Source organism: Streptomyces himastatinicus ATCC 53653 (assembly GCF_000158915.1).
GTDB lineage: Bacteria > Actinomycetota > Actinomycetes > Streptomycetales > Streptomycetaceae > Streptomyces > Streptomyces himastatinicus.
In genome coordinates, this window is record NZ_GG657754.1 from 8770281 (window position 1) to 8784355 (window position 14075).

Consider the following 14075-nt stretch of genomic DNA (forward strand, 5'->3'; position numbering starts at 1 on the left):
CCATGCCGAACCCGACGATCAAAGCCCGGACCCTCAAGTGCCCCACCTGCGGACGTGTGAACAAGATCCCCGCGGCGGCCGAGGGCGCCCCCCGGTGCGGCAACTGCAAGTCAGCGCTGCCGTGGATCGTGGACGCGGACGAGAACGACTTCGCCGAGGTCGCCGAGAAGGCGACGCCCCTCGTCGTCGTGGATCTGTGGGCGACTTGGTGCGGGCCCTGCCGGATGGTCAGCCCCGCACTTGAGCGGGTCGCCACGGAGCTGGCGGGCAAGGTCAAACTCGTCAAGGTCGACATCGACGGCAATCCGCACCTCGCCCAGCGGTTCGAGGTGCAGGCCGTGCCGACCCTGCTCATCCTGGACAAGGGGGAGCCGGTCGCCCGCCGCGCGGGTGCCGCCCCGGCGGGCACCCTGCGCTCGTGGGTCGAGCAGGTGATGGCGGGCCGGCAGGACAGCAAGAGAGGGTGACGTCCATGGCCATCGAACCCGACCCGCACCTGTCCATGGTGCGCCCGGTCTCCCCGCGCAGCCCCGAGGGGTGCGAGGAGTGCCTGCGGCTGGGATCCCCATGGGTGCATCTGCGGCTCTGTCTGACCTGCGGCCACGTCGGTTGCTGCGACTCCTCACCGCTCAAGCACGCGCGCGCACACGCCTACGCCGAGCAGCATCCCATCGTGGAGCCCATGGAGCCGGGTGAGAGCTGGCGCTGGTGCTACGCCCACGAGGCGCCGGCCTGATGGCAGGCGACGACCGGCCCCACGACGCCGCTCCCGACGAGGCGGTGTCGTTCGAGACCCCGGACCTGTACGGCGCCTACCCACGGCTGTCGCAAGCCCAGATCGCGTTCCTCGCCGAACACGGGGAGCGCTTTTCGACCGAGTCGGGCCAGGTGCTGGTCCGGGAGGGGGAGCGGTGCGCGGAGTTCCTGGTCATCCTCAGCGGCTCCATCGAGATCGTAGAGGCCCACGGCACCCCCGAGGAGCGGATCCTGAGGGTGCACGGGCCGGGGCGCTTCCTCGGCGAGCTGGGGCTCCTCCAGGGGCAGGTGGCCTTCTACACCGCCCGGGCCCGTGATCCCGGAGAAGTGCTGTCCCTTCCGATCGACTGGCTGCGGGTGCTGGTCGCCCGCGATCCGATCCTCGGCGACCTCATCCTCCGTGCCTATCTGGGCCGCCGCGCGCTGCTCGTCGGCGCCGGCGCGGGCTTCCGCATCATCGGCTCGCGCTACTCACCCGACACCCGGCGGCTGCGCGAGTTCGCGGCCCGCAACCGGCTGCCGCACCGCTGGATCGATCTGGAGTCGGACGAGGAGGCCGAGGCTTTGCTGCGCCGCTTCTCCGTCCCCCCGGAGGAGACACCGATCGTCATCTGGCGCGATCAGCGGGTGCTGCGCAACCCCAGCAACGCCGAACTGGCGCGGCTCATCGGTCTCTCCCCTCCGTCAGCCGAGGAGACCCGCAGCGATCTGATCATCATCGGCTCCGGACCCGCCGGGCTGGCGGCCGCCGTCTATGGCGCGTCCGAGGGACTGACCACGGCCCTCCTGGATGCGATCGCCGCGGGCGGCCAGGCGAGCACGTCGTCCCTCATCGAGAACTACTTCGGCTTTCCGGCCGGGATCTCCGGTTCCGACCTCGCCGAACGGGGCGAGCTCCAGGCGCGCAAGTTCGGGGCCCAGGTGTGGGTTCCCGCGGAAGCGACCGCGCTCAAGCCCGAGGACGACGGCTACTACCGCGTCACCTTCGCCGACGGCGGCGATGTGGTGAGCCATACCGTCGTGCTGGCAACGGGGGCCCGGTACCGCAGGCTCGAAGTGCCCGGCATCGAACGGGTGGAGGGGGCGAGCGTCTACTATGCGGCGACCGTGTTCGAGGCGCAGCAGTGCAGGGCGGATCCGGTCGCTGTGGTCGGCGGCGGCAACTCCGCGGGCCAGGCCGTCCTCTTCCTCGCGCAGCGCGTCCCGCGCGTCCATCTGCTGATCCGGGGTCCGGACCTCGGCGCCAAGATGTCCCGTTACCTCGTCGACCAGATCGAACGCCATCCACGGGTGCAGGTGCTGCTGAACAGCGAGGTGCGCGAGGTGGAGGGCGACGATGTCCTGCGGGCCATCGTGGTGGACAACAACCGCACGGGGGAGCGCCGCAAGCTGGTCGTACGCGCGATGTTCGTCTTCATCGGCACCCAGCCCCGCACGGCGTGGCTCGGCGACGTGGTCGCCTTGGACGACCGTGGTTTCGTGCGCACCGGCGCCCCGGCGCAGGCCCGCGCGAGTGGCACTGTCTGGGAGGGCCAGGGCCGTGCCTGTCTGGGGCTGGAGACCAGCCTGCCCGGGGTCTTCGCCGCGGGCGACGTACGCAGCGGCTCGGTCAAGCGGGTGGCCTCCGCCGCGGGTGAAGGGGCGATGGCCATCCATCAGGTCCATGAGCACCTCGGCCACACCACCGTCGACGTCGCGCGCCACCCCGATGACACACAAGCTCCGTCCGGCCGGTTCGCCGAGCCGGGCGGTGGTCACACAACAGATCCGCTACCCACCAACCGACACGACCGGAGGGACGGACCATGAATATGCCGGTTCGCCGACAGCGAGGCCAAGGAACGGTGGAGCGTCCCAGGGGATGGGCGCGCAATCCACTTCTGGAATTCGACGACCTCATCAACCAGATGGGCGGTCTGCTCGAATCCACGGTCGGAAGCGCGGCTCCCGCCGTAGCGGCGTGGACGCCGTCCGCCGATGTGACCGAAACCGACGACGCCTATCACCTGGAACTCGAGCTCCCCGGCGTGGACCGCAAGGACGTCGACATCGAGATCAATGGTCAGGAGCTGGCCGTAACGGGGGAGATCAAGGAACGGGAGCGCAAAGGGATCATGCGGCACAGCAGTCGCCGTACCGGTCGCTTCGAGTACCGGGTGCTGCTTCCGAGCGAAGTGAACACCGAAGGCGTCACGGCGAGCATGTCCAGCGGCGTGCTCACGGTCACCGTCCCCAAGGCGGCGACCGCCAAGCCCCGTCACATCGAGATAACCGAGAGCAGCGAACGCCAAGGCGGCTGAGACCGCCGGGATCCGGCTCTCTCCCGCGGCGGCCCCGCTGCGCCGGGTGCCGCCGCGGGCATCGGAAGGACTACATGATGGTTGCGACAGGCTTTTCCTCGTTCGACACCATGGTCGACAAGGCCAACCATGTCCTGAAGGAGATCGAGCACGCCTACGGGTGGCCCAAGGAGCGCCGGAAGCAGTCGTACGCCGCTCTGCGCGCGGTCCTGCACCACCTGCGGGACCGGCTGTCGGTCGATGAGGCCGTGCAGTTCGGAGCGCAGCTTCCGACCTTGCTGCGCGGCGTCTACTACGACGGGTGGAAACCCGCGGAGACGCCCGTGAAATTCAACAGCGAGGAATTCTTCCGGCGAGTCCGGCACGACTTTCCGTACTCGATCGAGGGCGACACCGAGCAACTGGTGCGCACGGTCCTGCACGTCCTCGAGAACCACGTCAGCGAGGGTGAGTGGAAGGACCTCAAGGCGCGCATGCCCGCCTCGATATCCGCGGTCATGCCCTCCTAGCCGGTCCGGCGGTCACCGCAGCGCTCCCGGCATTTTCACAACCCCGGCGTCACAGCAGGAGATCGAAGAGCGGCCAGACCGTCTCCCAGTGCTTGGTCTGCGGGTTCTTCAGGTCCGGGTAGATGATCTTGAATGCCTTGGCGAGCGCCAGGCTGAGCCCGCCGACGATTTCCGGCAACCTCGCCTCCGTCGCGTCGTCGGGTGCCCGGTCCAGCGGCGGGTGCCTGACGAGCTGATCGAGGATGGGTTTCAACTCGATCTCGTGGTCGAGGTCCCGGAAGCGGTGGATGTTCTCCTGTAGCCCCTTGGTGATCGGCAGATCGCACGGCAGGATCACGTCCCGGGTGTTGGCCTTCGCGACCGCCTCGGCGATGAGCAGCAGATCGTAGACTTTGGCGTCCACGAAGTCGCTGTAGCGCTTGAGGTCGTTCTTGTCGACATCAAGTCCCGCCGCCACCCGGAAGAACCGCTCGAACCTGGGCACGGACATCACCGTCATGGTCACCAACCTCCAGTCGTCCGGCGCTGGGCTAACCCCGCGCGCCTCGTCAGCGCCACCCTCGCTCGCCGGATGCGCGACCGCATGGGCCGCCAGGAACCAATCGCACGGCCCGGCCTGCTGCCGACAGGTCGGTGACCGCGCCAGGTCATGCTATGGGCGCGGCTCCCACCGCCGCGGCGACACTCGGGGAGCGCCGTGAGGAGCACTCGGTCAGGTCAGGGGAGTCACGGAGGCGGTGGACAAGTGGCGGCTGTTCGGGCACGCCTCAGGTGGCCGGGCGCCACGGCGGGGCACACTGTCGCGGGACGGTCCCCGACTACCCCGCCCCGAGGTTCCCCATGGCGTTCGGACTGGCACACCGCGCGTTGCGGCCACGGGTACCTTTGCGCCACGGGGAGGGCGACAAGCACCATCTCACCAGCCTTGAGGGGCTGGCCGCGCTGTCCCTGGACGCGCTGAGCTCGGTCGCGTACGGCCCCGAGGCCATCGTGGTCGTCCTGGTCGCGGCCGGCACCGGGGCCCTTACCGCCACGCTGCCCATCACTGTCGTCATCACCGTCCTGCTCACCGTGCTGGTGATCTCCTACTGCCAGGTGATCGCCGTCCACCCCGACGGCGGCGGCGCCTACGCGGTGGCGAAGAAGAGCCTCGGGCAACGGGTGAGCCTGCTCGCCGCGGCGAGTCTGACCATCGACTACGTCCTCACCGTCGCCGTCAGCCTGGCCGCCGGCGCCGCCAGCCTCGCCTCCGCCTTCCCGATCCTCTCCTCGCATCTGCTCGCCGTCTGCCTGGTGCTGCTCGCCCTGCTCACGGTCGTGAACCTCTGGGGAGTGGCCGAGAGCGCCAGGGTGCTGATGCTGCCGACAGTGCTCTTCATCGTCAGCATGCTCGGCATCGTCGTCATGGGGATCCTGCGTTCGCACCCCGCGGCCGTCGTCGGCGGCGCCCACCCCGTCCGGGCCACCGAGGCGCTGGGCGTCCTGCTGATCCTGAAAGCGTTCTCCTCGGGCTGCTCCGCCCTGACCGGGGTGGAGGCCATCGCCAACGGCGTGCCGATGTTCCGCGAGCCGCGCATCAAGCGCGCCCAGCACACCGAGTTGATGCTCGGCATGCTCCTCGGAGTGATGCTGCTCGGGATGACGTATCTGATCCGCCGCGACCATGTGGCGCCGCGCGACGGTGTGACGGTCCTCGCCCAGCTCGCCGCCGGATCGTACGGAACCGGATGGGAGTACTACGCGACCAACCTCATCGTCACCCTCGTTCTCGCACTCGCCGCGAACACCAGCTTCGGCGGCCTCCCGGTCCTGATGAGCCTGCTGGCGCGGGACGACCGGCTACCCCACCTGTTCGGGCTGCGCGCGGAGCGGCCCGTGTACCGGTACGGCGTGGTGGCGCTGGCGCTGCTGTCGGCCGTGCTGCTCTACGCGGTGGGGGGCGAGACCCATCGGCTGATCCCGCTGTTCGCCATCGGAGTGTTCACCAGCTTCACCATCAGCCAGGTCGGGCTGGTACGGCACTGGGCGACCGAGCAGCCGGAAGGGTGGCTGCGCCGGGCGATGATCAACGGTCTGGGGGCCGTGCTGACCACCGTGGCCGGACTGGTCCTGCTGACCACCAAGTTCCGCGAAGGGGCCTGGGTGGTCGTCGTCGCGGTGCCGCTGCTGATGCTGCTGTTCACCCGCGTCCAGCGCTATTACACGGCGGCCGGCGAGGAACTCGGGCTCGGGCGGATCCCGCCGCCACCGGTGCGCACCATGAGCCTGGTCATCGTCCCGCTCGGCGACGTCAGCGGGCTCGCGCAGCGCGCGCTGACGGCGGCGCTCGCCATGGGCGACGAGGTCGTGGCGGTCAGCGTCCAGGCCGAGCCCGCCAAGGCGCGGGCGCTACAGGACACCTGGGAGCGCTGGAATCCCGGGGTGCGCCTGGAGATCATCGACAGCCCGCACCGCTCCCTGGTGCAGCCGATGGTCGCGTATGTGCGGCGCGAGGCCGGGGGCGGCCGGGAGATCGCCGTTCTCATCCCCGAGGTCGAGCCCCGGCACCGGCGCTACAAGATCCTCCAGAACCAGCGCGGCCTGCTGCTGGCCACGGTCCTCAGGGCGCGCACCGATGTCGTCGTCTGCATGATGCCGTACGGCCTGAGCGTGTGAGCGGGGCCCGCTACCCGTCGGTGGGTGAAGAACGACCGCCTCAACCGCGCCGGCTGCCACGGAGACTGGTACGCCGCCGCCCAGCGCAACCTGTTCATCACCCATCCCGGTGCGCGGGTCCTGATCCGTCACCTTCCGCCGCCACGGCCGCCCGCACCCGCTGCTCCTCGCGCGCAGAGCCGACGTCCCGTTCCAGAGGCGTGCGGCTCACGGCCGTCGCGAGGTCCTCCAAGGCCCGCTTCTGTAGTTCCGCCCCGCGCCGCACCACCGGGCTCCGGTCCCCGGCGGCGGTGCCCTCCCACGCGTGGAGCGCCTCCTCGACGCGCCCCCAGTCCGGATTCCTGTGCTCGCGTACGTCGACTGCCGCCTGCGCGGTGTCCGCCTCCAGGGCCTCGGCGAACCGCTCCGCCTCGGGGACGAAACGGCTGTCGGCCCGCGGGACGTGGCTCTCCATGAGCATCGCCGCCCGGCCGAACCTTTTGAGCGCCTCCTGCGCCTCCTCCGCCTCGCGCGACGTCAGACCCCTGGGGCGGACCGGTTCCTGCCTTGCCCGGTCGTAGGTCTCCTGCCAGGCGGCACGTGCCTCCCTGCTCTCCAGCAGTGCCTTGCGCATGTCGGCGCGATGTTCCCGGGTCGGTTCGGCGTAGCTGCGGAGCACCGCGGCCGCGTAGCGGCCGTTGGCGGCGAGCCAGTCCGCAAGTCGGCCCGGCAGCCGGGGCGTCTCCCATGCGGGGTACACCACGTACGCCAGCATTGCCAGGGCCCCACCGAGCAGGGTGAGCACCACCCGCTCCGGGACCGTCTGCTCCCATGCCTGGCCGCCCATGCCGAGCAGGAAGACGACGTACGCGGCGGTGAAGCACTGGGAGTAGGCGTAGCCGGTACGGATCAGCGTGTACGACAGGCCCGCCGAGACCACAGCCAGCGCGCCGAACACATGGGCGTCCGGGTACACGGCCCGCACCATCCCGGTGGCGAGCGCGACCCCCGCCAGGGTCCCGGCGAGCCGGGCCACCGCACGCGCGTACGTCCGGTGGAAGTCCGGGCGCATCACCATCACCGAGGCGATGGGCGCCCAGTAGCCGTGGGCCAGGGGGAGCCGGGCGGCGATCAGATAGCCGAGCGTGGCCACCGCCGCCAGGCGGACGGCGTGCCGGAACACGGGCGAGTCCCGGCGGAGCTCGCGGCGGACCGCCCGGACGACGACCGGGAGCAGCCGGAACATGGTCGGGCGCACCAGGAACTGGGCGCCCGCGGGGCCGGGCGGCGTGGGCGTCTTCCCGCGCGCGCTGCCGCTCCCGGCGATCTCCCATGCCTCGCCGAGCAGTTCCACGAGCCGCTCGGCGGCCTGCTGCGCGGGCCCCTCCAGCACCTCGTGCTCCTCGTCGACGCGCAAGACGTCCGCGCTCCCGGGCGGCACCTCGGCGGGAGTGCCACGGCGGATCGAACGGGCGGCCGCCTCCTGGACGTCGGTGGCAGCATCGAGCAACTCCGGCGCGCGGTCCCGCCCGGGTCTTCGCCGGGGCGCCGACATCCGGGTCGGCGAGCGCGGCGACGACCGACCGAATGCGCTCGGCGAGGCCCCGGGGGCCGTGGAGGACAGGGGGACGGGTGCGGGCCTGTGATGGCGTCACGGCGGCCGCGTCCCGGGCCGCCCGCGAAGCCGACGTGTGCGTCGCCGTGGTCGGGGACCGCGCCGGCCTGTTCGGGCGCGGAACGGTCGGCGAGGGCAGTGACGCGGCGGCGCTGCGGCTGCCGGGACGGCAGCAGGCCCTGCTCGAAGCGGTCCTCGACTCCGATACCCCGGTGGTGATCGTGCTGGTCACCGGCCGGCCGTACCCGCTCGGGGCGTTGACCGACCGGGCGGCGGCGGCGGCGGTGCAGGCGTTCTTCCCCGGCGAGGAGGGCGCGGCCGCGATCGCGGGTGTCCTCACCGGACGGCTCAACCCGAGCGGGCGGCTGTCGGTGAGCATGCCGCGCGACCCCGGCGGCCAGCCCCACGACTACCGGCAGCCACGGCTCGGCGGGCGCAGCCCGGTGTCCAACGTGGATCCGACACCGCTGTTCCCCTTCGGCCACGGACTGTCCTACACCACCTTCCGTTACGGGGGCCTGGAGGTCACCGGCGACCGGCTGGACACCGGCGGCACGCTGCGGATCCGCTGCCAGGTGACCAACGACGGCACGCGCGCCGGAACCGAAGTGGTGCAGCTGTACGTACGCGACCTCGTGGCTTCGGTGACCCGCCCGATGCGGCAGCTGCTGGGCTGGGCACGGGTCGAACTGGACATGGGCGCAACGGCCACGGTGGAGTTCACGGTGCCGGCGGACCGGCTGGCGTTCGTTGGACCGGACCTGGCGTGGATCGTCGAGCCGGGGGAGTTCGAGCTGTCGGTCGCACCGTCGTCCGCCGCCCCGGGACTGCGCACCACCGTCCTGCTGAGCGGCCCCGTCCGCCCCCTGACCGAGGACCGCCGCCTCCTCACCGAGGCGTGGGTCCAGCAGGGCTGGACGAGTAAGTCCGAAGGCTTGGACAGTGGTTGTAGGTAGGGGTTCTCGCCCCGTGGCGCTCGAGGTCGAGCCGGCCCTTGAGGTCTTGAGCCAGCGGCCTCGGGGTGTCAGCCCGGACAGGACTGCGAACCAGAACCGGTCGGCGGGCTCATAGCGCACCGGCCCGGTCAACTGGCGGCGCAGGACCGCGTTCTCGTGCCGCAGTACCAGCAGTTCCGCGTCCTTCACCGTCTCGCGACGGAGGAGCATCGCCTGCGACTTCCTCCACATCGACACCATCAGCCTGCACCGCATGTACGCCCTGGTCTTCCTCGAACACCGCACCCGGCGCCTGCACATCGCTGGCGTCACCGCACACCCCACCGCGGCCTGGACCACCCATTTTTCGAGCCCCATAGGAGTAATCCCGCGCCAAATCCGTAGGACAAGCTCATGCCCAGTTCTGCTCGGGCCGAAGCGGGCTATACCTGAGCCATACCGCCGTCGATGCAGAGTTCTGCACCTGTCATGAAGCTGCTCTCGTCCGAGGCGAGAAACAGCGCACCATTGGCGATCTCCTCGGGAAGCCCGAGGCGGCCCATCGGGACAAGGGTGCTCATGTGGGCTCGGAGAGCTACTGGATCTTGACCGAAGTACTCGGCCTGTCCGTCGATGATGAGTGTGTCGATCGGCCCCGGACTCAGCACGTTGACCCGAAGCCCCCGGTCGCCGAACTCAGCCGCCCACGTGCGCGCGTAGGAGCGCACGGCGGCCTTCGCCGCACTGTAAGCCCCTGCCCCGGGATCCCCCTTGAATGCCGTGATCGAGCCCAGCAAAACGATCGAGCCGCCCGTTCGTAGAATCGGCAGCGCCTTCTGGACGGTGAACAGTGTGCCGCGGGCATTGAGGTCGAATGTGTGGTCGAAGTGTTCCTCGGTCACGTGCCCGAAGTTCATCCGCTCAATGCTTCCAGCGTTCGCGACGATCACATCGAGGTGCCCGCTCTCCTGACGGATAGCCTCGACCAAATTGTCGAGATCACCCGACACTGTAGCGTCCGCGGTGACCGCCGTGACATGTCCCTCAATGGAAGCCTTCGCGGCTTCCAGCGCATCCTTCCGCCGCCCCGTGATGTAGACGTGGGCGCCTTCACTTCCGAATCTCTGGGCAATCGCCAGACCAAGGCCCGCGCTCCCGCCAGTGACGAGGGCTACCTTATTCGCGAGACGCACGCTTTCTCCTTGAGTCGAGACTGTGAGCACCGGACACATCGCTTGCCTCATCCTGCTTTTGACAGCCGGCAGCTTTCCGGCCCTGGTGGCTGCGCCGGGCGTGCACCACGGTAGGACCGGCCCCGACATAGAGGCAAATAGTGGCAACGTATACTCTGCATTGACATCTCCTATGTCATGTCGAAGGTGGAGTCGATTGAACCTGCGCCAATACGAATACGCCCTGGCCGTCGCCGACGAGGGCTCCATGACAGCGGCAGCGGAACGTCTGCGGGTCACTCAGCCCTCTCTGTCGCAGCAGATCGGCACCTTGGAGAAGCACCTCGGGGTGCAGCTGTTCACCCGCACTCCGAGTGGGGTGACGGTGACGGTGGCAGGGCGGGCTTTCCTCGCAGAGGCGAAGATCGCGACGACCGCATCCCGGCGTGCCATCACGGCGGCCCGCGCCGCCAACGGGGAACTGGCAGGCGAACTCATCATGGCTGTCCACATGGGCCTGGGAGCACGCCAGCTGCCCCAGGTATTGGGGCAGCTGCGCAATCGCCACCCGAAGCTGCAGGTGACTCTCCACGAGGAGCCCGATCCCGCGGACATGGAACGGCTGGTCCGCCAGGGAACCCTCGACATGGTCCTCGTGCACCGCATCCCCGCCGGGTGCACCTTCGACATTCACCCTCTGGGCGAGGAAGCCTACGTCGCCGTCTTGCCGAAGGGGCACCCGCTTCTCTCGAACGGGGCCGCCCTGCGCCTGGAAGACCTGGCGTCAGAGGGGTGGATCCGGTTCCGGCGCGCCAGCCTGCTCGACGACTACCTCGCCCGCCTGCTCGCCAACGCGGGCCTCAGCCCGCACACGGTGGCCCGAGCGTCACAGATCTCCACTGCGGTGCGGCTCGTGGCGCAGGGCTTGGGCGTCACTGTGGTCCCGGCCTCGGCCATCCCCGAAGGCTTCGAAGAACTGGCCTGCCCGCTACTGCCCTCCCTGACCGAGCCCGTCCTCGTCGGCGTGCGGCGCAATCCGGGTTCGGCGGAGACGGCCATGCTCGACCATCTCAACCAGCAGAACTGGTGCGGTACAGGCCTCCTCTAATGAGGAGTCGGTCGGTGCATCCGGCGCGGGTTGTACGTATCCATCGTTCGGCGAACGCGTTGGACCGGGGACTTTGCGGCGGCGTCGGGATGACGGCTGTGCCGTTGCCGGCGAAGACGTCGTCGAACGCGTCGGTGAACTTGCTGTCCCGGTCCCGGATCGGGAACCGGAAGCACCCAGCCCTGTCGCCGAGATCCATGCGGTGCAGGCGGTAGACCGGAGCGGCGCAGAACGCGCCGGATCGTGGCGGCAGCAACCCGATGGCCAAGCCGTCTCAGCTCACCTTGGATTCTGACGTATCCCCAGGTCGGGTTCTCTCGCGCAGCGGTGGCCGACCCGGTCCGACCGCCGTCTGACGCCACCTCCAGCACACCAGACGACGGTGCCAGGCCAGCAGCGTCCCCGGGGCAACCAGCTGATGGCGGCATCGTCATCCATCAGGATCTGACGGGTTGGCTCGCCAACGCCCCGGTCCGATCCATGTGGGCGTATCCCCATTCGCACAGCGGGCGCAGCGCTTCAGCCAGATTCGAGCCGAACGGTGTCAGGGAGTATTCGACGTGAGGGGGAAGCTCCTGGAAGTCCTTGCGGACGACAATGTGGTCTGCCTCAAGGTCTTTGAGCGCACCGATCAGCACCTTCTCGGTGACGCCGTCGACAAGGCGGCGCAGCTGGCCGAACCGCTGGGGACCGTGCACGGCGAGTTGCCACAGCACCAGAAACTTCCACCTGCCCCCGACGACGGACAGTGCGGCGTCCAATCCGCAGTAGAACCCACGATCAGTCATCTGGAACTACCCTTTTCCGTCCGCCACCACCTGGAGGCACTTACCCCAAAGTAGGTACTTGCTGGCGGGAGGGGACTTGTTGTTGGCCGATAATCAGAGTGAGCCACCGGACCGCAGTCAGCGCAGGGTGGCGACCTGGTCGGCGGCGAACGGGATCAGCGCCTCCGTGTCCCCGGTGCGGACCTTGCGAGCCCACTCCGGGTCGGCGATCAGGGCGCGGCCGATCGCGATGAGGTCGAACTCGTCCCGCTCCAGCCGGTCCAGCAGCGGCTCGATGCCCGCCACCCCGGTCCGGCTCCCGCTCTGGAACCCCGGTTCGAACTCCTTGTCCAGGCCGACGGAGCCGACGCTGATGGTGGCCTTGCCGGTGAGCTTCTTGGTCCAGCCCGCGAGATTCAGGTCCGAGTCCTCGAATTCCGGCAGCCAGTACCGGCGGGTGGAGGAGTGGAAGGCGTCCACCCCGGCCTCCGCGAGCGGGGTGAGGATCGCCTCCAGCTCCTGCGGGGTCGTGGCCAGCCGCGCGTCGTAGTTGTTCACCTTCCACTGCGAGGTGCGGAAGACGATCGGGAAGTCGGCGGAGACGGCCTTCCGGCACGCGGCCACGATCTCGGCGGCGAAGCGGGTACGGGCGACCGGGTCGCCGCCGTAGCCGTCGGTGCGCCGGTTGGTGCGCTCCCACAGGAACTGGTCGATCAGAAGGCCATGGGCGCCGTGCAGTTCGACGCCGTCGAAGCCGGTGCGCTCGGCCGCGGCGGCGGCGTCGGCGAAGGCGGCGATCACCGCGTCCAGGTCGTTCTGGGTCATGGCCTTACCGGCCGGGGCGCCGTCCAGCCCGAGACCCGACGGGCCGACCGTCGGGGCGTCGGGGACCGGGCCCGAGCCCTCGGCGCGCTGCACCCCGACGTGGCAGATCTGCGCCATGATCCGGCCGCCCGCGCGGTGCACCTCCGCCACCACGTTCTTCCAGCCCGCCAGGGCATCCTCGCCGTGGAATAGCGGCGCCCGGACGCTGTCCCCCGCCGAGTCGTGACGGACGTACGTTCCCTCGGTGACGATCAGCCCGACCCCGCCGGCCGCCCGGCGCGCGTAGTACCGCGCCATATCGGCACCGGGGACGCCGCCCGGCGAGAAGTCGCGCGTCATCGGCGCCATGACGATCCGGTTCGGGACGGTGAGCCCGCGCAGGGTGAACGGGCGGGACAGGGTCTGAGCCGCGCGGTCGGCGGCAGCGCTGCTGGCAGGCACGTGAATGTTCCTCGGAGCAGGACGACGTTTCGCGGAGGGCCGGTTCTCGGAGGCGGCGGCGATGTCGGTGGTGCTGGACGTGTCGGGCATGATCGATGTGCCTTTCGTGCATTCGGTTGTTTTGGTCTGCCTCCCCGACGCCGAGGCTCGTGCGCCCGAACCCGGGACGGGGCTTGACGGCTAGGCCGGTTGCCTACGCTGGAACCGAGGGAACATGCCGCTCCTTCCCACGGGCTAGTACCTACTTTTTTGTAAGTGCCTCCAGCGTGGGTGTTTTCGTAAAACAGGAGCCACGATGAGAACCGATCGCCAGTACTGCTGTGGGCTCGACGCAGCACTATCGGTGGTTGGCGGCAGCGTGACCGAGAAGGTCCTTATCGGTGCGCTCAAGGAGCTCGAAGCCGATGGCATCATCGTGCGCAAGGACTTTCGGGAGGTTGCCCTTGCCGGAAACCTCATCCAATGCAGGTCACGCTGCATGTTGGTATTCGTGGAGGATGCCGCCGATGCGATCGTGTCGGCGTATGTCGAGGCGGGCTAACGCGTCGCTGGATGCCGCCGAGGACGACGTCGATCCCTGCGTCCTTGAGGGCGGCACCGAAGAGGTCGGGGAACTTCCCGTCCCTGTCCCGGGTCATGAATCGTGCCCGGAAGCCCAGGTCTTCGAGGTCCATGACGAGGTTTTTCGTCGCTTGCGCTACCCAGGATGCGGTGGGATGTGTGGCGGGCGCAGGCCAGCAAAACATCAGCTTGGGAGCGCAGAAAATTGGCCCAGGTACTGGAGTTCCGCTCAGGCGCAGGGTCGATGCCTGCCTCCTTGAGGATTTCCCAGACGGTGGACGCGTTTACCTTCACCCCGAGCACGAGCACCTCGCCGTGTAGGCGTCTGCACCCCCAGCTGGGGTTCTCTTTCGCCAGGCGCAGCACCAGGATGCGGATGGAGGGCACGGTGCGTGGTCGTCCCGGGCGTTTGAGCTGGCAGGAGGCGGCATGACGGCGTTGTACTTCCATCC

Annotated in this window: 13 protein-coding genes and 4 pseudogenes; 10 read left to right on the top strand and 7 right to left on the bottom strand. The window is 69.3% G+C overall.

Features of this window, described 5'->3' with window-relative positions; translation table 11 throughout:
- Positions 1-2 precede the first annotated feature (2 nt).
- The 5 genes from trxA (at position 3) to SSOG_RS37470 (ending at position 3565) form a co-directional block, all read left to right on the top strand.
- Positions 3-467 carry a thioredoxin gene (trxA, locus tag SSOG_RS37450; protein WP_009719501.1) on the top strand — a complete coding sequence of 155 codons (465 nt, stop codon included), beginning with the start codon at positions 3-5 and terminating at the stop codon, positions 465-467.
- Positions 468-472: 5 nt separating this feature from the next.
- A complete protein-coding gene (locus tag SSOG_RS37455) occupies positions 473-736 on the top strand; it encodes a UBP-type zinc finger domain-containing protein (protein WP_009719502.1) in 264 nt (87 codons plus the stop codon).
- Positions 736-2565 carry an FAD-dependent oxidoreductase gene (locus SSOG_RS37460; RefSeq protein WP_009719503.1) on the top strand — a complete coding sequence of 610 codons (1830 nt, stop codon included), beginning with the start codon at positions 736-738 and terminating at the stop codon, positions 2563-2565. The genes SSOG_RS37455 and SSOG_RS37460 overlap by 1 nt, the downstream gene beginning before the upstream one ends.
- Positions 2562-3056, top strand: coding sequence for an Hsp20/alpha crystallin family protein (locus SSOG_RS37465; RefSeq protein ID WP_039939614.1), 495 nt, complete (start codon positions 2562-2564; stop codon positions 3054-3056). The genes SSOG_RS37460 and SSOG_RS37465 overlap by 4 nt, the downstream gene beginning before the upstream one ends.
- A gap of 74 nt (positions 3057-3130) precedes the next feature.
- The gene (locus SSOG_RS37470) at positions 3131-3565 is read left to right on the top strand and encodes a DUF2267 domain-containing protein (RefSeq protein WP_245606462.1); all 435 of its coding nucleotides are present in this window, start codon (positions 3131-3133) and stop codon (positions 3563-3565) included.
- Positions 3566-3614: 49 nt separating this feature from the next.
- Here the strand turns inward: SSOG_RS37470 and SSOG_RS37475 are convergent, their stop codons facing one another.
- Positions 3615-4064: a DUF1931 family protein gene (locus tag SSOG_RS37475; protein WP_039939616.1), complete on the bottom strand. Its 450-nt coding sequence runs from the start codon at positions 4062-4064 to the stop codon at positions 3615-3617.
- Positions 4065-4405: 341 nt separating this feature from the next.
- Here SSOG_RS37475 and SSOG_RS37480 point away from each other — a divergent pair, with 341 nt between their 5' ends.
- The gene (locus SSOG_RS37480; RefSeq protein ID WP_039939617.1) at positions 4406-6220 is read left to right on the top strand and encodes an APC family permease; all 1815 of its coding nucleotides are present in this window, start codon (positions 4406-4408) and stop codon (positions 6218-6220) included.
- Between the two features lie 97 nt (positions 6221-6317).
- On the opposite strand, the pseudogene SSOG_RS37485 reads toward SSOG_RS37480, so the two are convergent.
- Positions 6318-7875 (bottom strand): annotated as a pseudogene (locus SSOG_RS37485) (FUSC family protein); the annotation flags it as partial.
- On the opposite strand from SSOG_RS37485, the gene SSOG_RS37490 reads away from it, so the two are divergent.
- Positions 7787-8770, top strand: coding sequence for a glycoside hydrolase family 3 C-terminal domain-containing protein (locus SSOG_RS37490; RefSeq protein ID WP_078510661.1), 984 nt, complete (start codon positions 7787-7789; stop codon positions 8768-8770). The pseudogene SSOG_RS37485 and the gene SSOG_RS37490 overlap by 89 nt on opposite strands.
- 51 nt (positions 8771-8821) lie before the next feature.
- Here the strand turns inward: SSOG_RS37490 and SSOG_RS56725 are convergent.
- A pseudogene (locus SSOG_RS56725) lies at positions 8822-9025 on the bottom strand (integrase core domain-containing protein); the annotation flags it as partial.
- Between SSOG_RS56725 and SSOG_RS56730 the strand changes: the two are divergent.
- A pseudogene (locus SSOG_RS56730) lies at positions 8979-9107 on the top strand (integrase); the annotation flags it as partial. The pseudogenes SSOG_RS56725 and SSOG_RS56730 sit on opposite strands and share 47 nt — an antisense overlap.
- Positions 9108-9192: 85 nt before the next feature.
- Here SSOG_RS56730 and SSOG_RS37495 read toward each other — a convergent pair.
- Positions 9193-9981: an SDR family NAD(P)-dependent oxidoreductase gene (locus SSOG_RS37495; protein ID WP_009719510.1), complete on the bottom strand. Its 789-nt coding sequence runs from the start codon at positions 9979-9981 to the stop codon at positions 9193-9195.
- Positions 9982-10138: 157 nt separating this feature from the next.
- On the opposite strand from SSOG_RS37495, the gene SSOG_RS37500 reads away from it, so the two are divergent.
- On the top strand, positions 10139-11029 hold the full coding sequence (locus SSOG_RS37500) for a LysR family transcriptional regulator (protein ID WP_039939621.1): 891 nt from the start codon (positions 10139-10141) through the stop codon (positions 11027-11029).
- Positions 11030-11466: 437 nt separating this feature from the next.
- Here the strand turns inward: SSOG_RS37500 and SSOG_RS37505 are convergent, their stop codons facing one another.
- On the bottom strand, positions 11467-11817 hold the full coding sequence (locus SSOG_RS37505) for a winged helix-turn-helix transcriptional regulator (protein ID WP_009719513.1): 351 nt from the start codon (positions 11815-11817) through the stop codon (positions 11467-11469).
- 117 nt (positions 11818-11934) lie between these two features.
- Positions 11935-13062: an NADH:flavin oxidoreductase gene (locus tag SSOG_RS37510; protein WP_009719514.1), complete on the bottom strand. Its 1128-nt coding sequence runs from the start codon at positions 13060-13062 to the stop codon at positions 11935-11937.
- Positions 13063-13357: 295 nt separating this feature from the next.
- Here SSOG_RS37510 and SSOG_RS57990 point away from each other — a divergent pair, with 295 nt between their 5' ends.
- A complete protein-coding gene (locus SSOG_RS57990) occupies positions 13358-13603 on the top strand; it encodes a hypothetical protein (RefSeq protein WP_009719515.1) in 246 nt (81 codons plus the stop codon).
- Here the strand turns inward: SSOG_RS57990 and SSOG_RS56740 are convergent.
- Positions 13532-14064, bottom strand: a pseudogene (locus tag SSOG_RS56740) (helix-turn-helix domain-containing protein); the annotation flags it as partial. The gene SSOG_RS57990 and the pseudogene SSOG_RS56740 sit on opposite strands and share 72 nt — an antisense overlap.
- Positions 14065-14075: the final 11 nt, after the last annotated feature.

Excerpts from the sequence above, each read along its gene's own strand:
- trxA (WP_009719501.1), top strand. The coding sequence starts at position 3 with ATGCCGAACCCGACGATCAAAGCCCGGACCCTCAAGTGCCCCACCTGC.
- SSOG_RS37455 (WP_009719502.1), top strand. The coding sequence starts at position 473 with ATGGCCATCGAACCCGACCCGCACCTGTCCATGGTGCGCCCGGTCTCC.
- SSOG_RS37460 (WP_009719503.1), top strand. The coding sequence starts at position 736 with ATGGCAGGCGACGACCGGCCCCACGACGCCGCTCCCGACGAGGCGGTG.
- SSOG_RS37465 (WP_039939614.1), top strand. The coding sequence starts at position 2,562 with ATGAATATGCCGGTTCGCCGACAGCGAGGCCAAGGAACGGTGGAGCGT.
- SSOG_RS37470 (WP_245606462.1), top strand. The coding sequence starts at position 3,131 with ATGATGGTTGCGACAGGCTTTTCCTCGTTCGACACCATGGTCGACAAG.
- SSOG_RS37475 (WP_039939616.1), bottom strand. The coding sequence starts at position 4,064 with ATGACGGTGATGTCCGTGCCCAGGTTCGAGCGGTTCTTCCGGGTGGCG.
- SSOG_RS37480 (WP_039939617.1), top strand. The coding sequence starts at position 4,406 with ATGGCGTTCGGACTGGCACACCGCGCGTTGCGGCCACGGGTACCTTTG.
- SSOG_RS37490 (WP_078510661.1), top strand. The coding sequence starts at position 7,787 with ATGCGCTCGGCGAGGCCCCGGGGGCCGTGGAGGACAGGGGGACGGGTG.
- SSOG_RS37495 (WP_009719510.1), bottom strand. The coding sequence starts at position 9,981 with ATGTGTCCGGTGCTCACAGTCTCGACTCAAGGAGAAAGCGTGCGTCTC.
- SSOG_RS37505 (WP_009719513.1), bottom strand. The coding sequence starts at position 11,817 with ATGACTGATCGTGGGTTCTACTGCGGATTGGACGCCGCACTGTCCGTC.
- SSOG_RS57990 (WP_009719515.1), top strand. The coding sequence starts at position 13,358 with ATGAGAACCGATCGCCAGTACTGCTGTGGGCTCGACGCAGCACTATCG.